The sequence below is a fragment of the Thiomonas sp. TH-17 genome (genome assembly GCF_057473305.1).
In genome coordinates this window covers 1-4,878 of the sequence record NZ_JBYCKI010000228.1, presented here as the reverse complement: position 1 = coordinate 4,878, position 4,878 = coordinate 1, and the positions used below count along the sequence as shown (strand labels likewise).

Below are 4,878 nucleotides of genomic sequence, written 5' to 3'. Positions count from 1 at the left end.
TTCACTCGGGGCGCTCAGCATCTGCGCCGGGAGATCGGGCACGCCGGCCAGCGCGGCCTCGGCGCGCAACTGGGCCAGGCGTTGCTGCGCCTGTTCGGGCGGCAGCCCTTGAGCGATGTCGTCCTTGAGTTGCTGCGCCGCGTGCTCGACGTCTTGCTGCAAGGTGGGCGGGGCGGTGCGCTGGGTGGAGGGAACGACGGCGCGCAGCTCTTTTTTGTCGGTGTCGAACACGAACAGGGTTTTGGCCAGCTCGGGTTGGTAGGACAGCATGTCGACCAGAAAACCGAGCACGCCGATATTGCTGGCCAGGGCGTCGAAGCGCTGGCTGTCGGTCGGCACATCGTCGGCCACGAGACTGTCGATTTCGGTGCGCAGGTAGCTCAGCGCCTGACTGGCGACATCGACCCCGAGTACTGAGAACACGCCGCGCATCTGCGACAGCAGATGAGGCACCTGCGCCAGATCGGGCTTGTGCGACGGGTCGCGGAAATAGGCGTCGAGCAGTTTCTCGACGGTACTCATGTCGGCGCGCAGTTCCTGCACCACGCTGCCCATGGTCTGCGACTCGGAGGCCTGGCGGAACAGGTCTTCCATCCAGCCGGCGAGCGGGTCAGGCGTTTGGCCGTTGGCGCTCTGGTCGAGGCGCCGCGCCAGGATTTGTGCGCGCTCCAGAAACCGCTGCTCTTCGGGACGGAAGTGGGCAAAGGTGATTTCGAGAAACAGAATGGCGGTGGCGACATCGAGCGCGCGCTCGGGGGTGAGAAAGTCGCTGCGCGCGCTGATTTTCTTGAACAGACCCGAGAGCGACTGCGGCAGCGCTTCACTGCCCGGCGTGAGGGCGTGCAGCGGTTGTTCCAGCGCCTGGGTGAGATCGACCAGGCGGGCCATGCGCGCGGGATCGAGGTGGGTCTGAGCGTGACCGGCCAGTGCGCTCCAGGCGTCGCGCAGGGTTTGCACGCGCTTGCGGACCTGCTGCACCAGGGCGGGGTCGATCAGGCCGAAATGGCTTTGGTGGTAGTCGGCAAACGGCGCCGCAGCGAGGTGCAGCCGGTTGTCGATGGCTCGCAGCACGGGCAGCGACTGCGCGGTGACGTCGCCGTTGCCGTGCAGCGACTGGGCGCAAAAGAAGGTGAGGTCGTGACCCAGCCTTTGGGGGGCGGGGCTTTGCCCTTGCAACTGGCTGCGCAGTTGCAGGTTGAGGCGGTTGAGCAGCCGCTTGATGTCGAGATCGGGCGTGAGCAGGCCGCTGCCGATGGCTTCGAACAGGCCGCGCGCGAGCCACCACAGGCTGGCCGTCGGCCCTGCGCTGCTGCCCTGCGCCCGACGCGCGACGGCATCGAGCGTCTGCATGGCGGAGGCGGTTTGCTGGCCGCGCAGCACATGCAGCAAGCCCATTTCGAACTGGGCGCGATCATCCGGCGTCAGGGCGCGTGCAGGGGCGCCTGCGGCATCGGTGACGGGCGGAGCGTCCGGCCAGGTCCAGTCGTAGTCCCACAGGTCGGCCGGGTGGATGCGCTCGGCCTGCGCCAGTTCCATCAGGTCGCGGTACTGCGGATACAGCTTGAGTGCCGGTTCATTTTTGCCCGCACGCTGGGCTTCGAGAAAATCGACCAGGGCGTTGAAGCCGGCCTCGAAACGCTGCAGCGCGGCGTTGTCGAGTTTTTCCGGATGGTCGATGAGTTGATCGAGCGCGTTCTCGGCAGCCTGCATCAGGCGTGCCGCACCAAAGAAACCCAGCAGCTCGATGGCGCCTGCGGCCTGGTGCACCTGGGTGCGGGCGGTGCGCAGACCCGTCTTTTCGGCCTGGACCGAGCCGAGCACGCCGTCGTCCTGCTGCTGGGCGGCGCGCTTGAGCGCGGTGCGGGCGGACTGGAGGTTGTCGCTGATCTGATCGAGCAGCCAGGCCAGAGGCCCCATGTCCGTCTCAGGGGCGGGTGCCACGGCGGAGTTCGAAGCGGAGACTGTGTTCATGCCGGAAAACGCGAGGGACGGACGTTGGAATGCAAACGAGGAAGGCGGGTCAGTTGATCTTGAACCGCGAGACGGATTGGCGCAGATCGTCGGCTACACGCGCGAGGTCGCGCACCAGCGAGGCGGTGGAGCGCGTGCCTTCGGAGGTCTGCTCGGTCACGGTGAAAATGGTCTGGATGTTGTCGGCCACCTTGTTGGCGGAACTGGCTTCGACCTGGGTCTGCTGCGAAATCCGGGTGATCAGCTCGGCAAGCTGGCGCGACACTGCGTCGATCTGGGCCAGCGCAGCGCCGGCGTTGTCGGCCAGCTTGGCGCCTTCGACCACGCCCTGCGTGCTCTTTTCCATGGCGGCCACGGCGTCTTGGGTGTCGGTCTGAATGGTGCGCACCAGCGCGGCAATCTGCTTGGCGGACTCGGCCGAGCGCTCAGCCAGCCGCTGCACTTCCTCGGCCACCACCGAGAAGCCGCGGCCCGCTTCGCCCGCTGACGCGGCCTGAATGGCAGCGTTCAGGGCCAGCACGTTGGTCTGTTCGGTAATGTCGGAAATCAGCTCGGTGATTTCGCCGATCTCCTGTGACGATTCGCCCAGCCGCTTGATGCGCTTGGAGGTGTCTTGAATCTGGTCGCGGATGCTGTTCATGCCGTCGATCGAGTTGCGCACGGCGCGTTGCCCCTGCTCGGCGGCTTGCAGCGACTGGTTAGCCACTTCGGCCGATTGCTGCGCCTGAACCGACACCTGGTTGATGCGCTGCGCCATGTCGAGCACGGACTGGCCGGTTTCACGAATTTTGTTGAGCTGCTCGTCGGCGCTCTGCATCAGGCGGTCGGACGTGGTCTGCGCCTGTCCCGCGCCTTCGCCCACCTGGTCGGCAGTCTGCTGCACCTGTCCCACCAGGGTGCGCAGCTCTTCCACGGTGTAGTTCACCGAGTCGGCAATGGCGCCCGTGATGTCTTCAGTCACGGTGGCCTGCTGCGTGAGGTCGCCTTCGGCCACGGTTTGCAGTTCGTTCATCAACCGCAGAATGGCGGCCTGATTCGACTCGTTGGTGCGGCGGGCTTCCAGCTCCTGACGCTCGGTTTGCCGACGCTGCAGCTCCACCAGTGAGGCACGTTGGCGCGCCTCGTTGAGCATGATGTAGATCAGGTCGGCGGCGGCGATGATGGCCAGCAGACCCAGCAGCGCGATCAGCGCCACCGCCGGCCAGCTCACGCCGGTGCGTGCCGAATACAGTCCCTGGAGCTGGTTGAGGTTTTCATACAACTGACCGGAGGCCGTGAGCACCGCGTTTTGCGCCTCGCGCGCGGAGGCCAGGCTGGGCAGGTTGGCCAGCAGCGTGCGGGCAGAGGCTTCGGTCTTGGCGTAGGTCTGGATCAGGCTTTGCAGCTGTTGACGCGATTGCGGCTCGGCAATGGCCGTGAGCTGCATATCGGCGTTGCCGTTCAGCAGGCCCTTGGTCAGATCGTTGAAGGTGCTCAGGTCTTTGCCCAGGGTGAACACGGCCTCGGGCCGCACGCCTTGAAACGACAGAAAAGCGTTGGCTGATTTGTCGATCCGCTGGGTCAGCATGGTGAGCTGGCTGGCGGCGTTGATATTGCTCGACGGCGCGCGTTGCTGCAGCAGCAGCGAGGTCAGCGTCTGGGCACTATCGAGCAGAGCATCGGTCTGGCGGTTGATGTCGGTGAGCTGCTGGGCCGTCGTCGTCAGCACGCCTTCCTGTTTGACGAGCAGGTCGGCGTTTTTCACGCTGGTCTCGGTTTCCGGGCCAACCTTGTCGAGCAGCGCCTGGCCGCCAACGGGCACGCTGGTTTGCTGCAGTACGGCGACTTTGGCTTTCAGGGTTTCAGCGCTGGAACGCACGGTGGCGAAGGCGTCCTTCTTGCCGAGCAGCGCCGCGTTCATGGCGCCCGCCAGACGCTGCGACTGGGTCAGCGCAACGCCCGAAGCTTCCAACTGCCGCGCCGAATCGGCGGTGCCGCGCAGCACCACGATCAGGGTCAGGCCGAGCAGCACCAGGGAGATGATGAGCAGCACGCCGAAAAAGCGCTGTTGCTGCGCCAGCATCATGCGGCTGATCATCGGCAGCCGCAGAATCAGCGGGCGGTTGCCCTGGGCCTGGCTCAGGATCGCGCCAGGGTCGCTGATGCTGGAGTCGATCTGCAGGGTTTCATGTCCGCCGCGGCCGAGCGCCGTCGGGGCAATTTCGGTGTCGCCTGACGATTCGTTTTTTTTCGTTCCGAAAAGGGACGAGAGTAAGGACATGACCGCTCCGTGAAACGTGATGAAGTTAAGGATGCAAACCGTTAGGTGACGGTTTACTGAAACTGGTAATGGGCAGTGAAAGCAAATTCAGCAAAATCGCGTCATTCAAAAATCTCAGGTGACGCTCAGGAATTGTTCGTTTTCGGCCAGGGTCAGCAGGTCGACTTCATGCCAGAGGTTCTGCTCGGCATCGCGATAAGTGGTTCTCAGCCAAGGGTGCGACCCTTCACCAGGCCCCTCCTCTTGAACGCCAAGAACTTTCTGTAATTGATCGGGGTTGCGCAGCCCGACCAGTTGATCGACCAGCAGGGCGGTGTTGATATCGAGCGCCGGGGCGAACTGGATGAGCCGGGCCTGCGGCGTCAGCGCAATGGCGCCTTCGCCCATGAACCGGCCCAGATGCACCACGCCGCAGACCTGGCCCCGCAAACTGACCAGGCCCAGGAACCAGGGCAGGGCGTGCGGCAGCGGGGCGCAGTGCTGCATGGGCGAAATTTCGCCCGAGAACTCCAGGGGCAGCAAAAAGCGCCACTGCCCCGCCAGCACGGCCAGCCAGCGCGAAGGGGCTTGCCCGCTTTGCGCGGCCGTCAGGCGTTGTGCGAGATGGGTCTGAAATTCGCGCAGCGAGGCTCTGGACATGGGCGGAG

The 4,878-nt window shown here is 64.9% G+C and carries 3 protein-coding genes; all 3 read right to left on the bottom strand.

Annotated elements, in window-relative coordinates:
• A partial coding sequence (locus AC2VLV_RS13495) for a FimL-related protein (protein WP_486990467.1) occupies window positions 1-1,917 on the bottom strand: 1,917 nt, incomplete at its 3' end.
• Between the two features lie 103 nt (window positions 1,918-2,020).
• Window positions 2,021-4,231: a methyl-accepting chemotaxis protein gene (locus tag AC2VLV_RS13490; RefSeq protein ID WP_486990466.1), complete on the bottom strand. Its 2,211-nt coding sequence runs from the start codon at window positions 4,229-4,231 to the stop codon at window positions 2,021-2,023.
• A 114-nt stretch (window positions 4,232-4,345) separates the two neighbouring features.
• Window positions 4,346-4,878, bottom strand: a 533-nt coding sequence (locus AC2VLV_RS13485; RefSeq protein ID WP_486990465.1) for a chemotaxis protein CheW, incomplete at its 5' end; no start/stop codon positions are given.

Excerpts from the sequence above, each read along its gene's own strand:
- AC2VLV_RS13490 (WP_486990466.1), bottom strand. The coding sequence starts at position 4,231 with ATGTCCTTACTCTCGTCCCTTTTCGGAACGAAAAAAAACGAATCGTCA.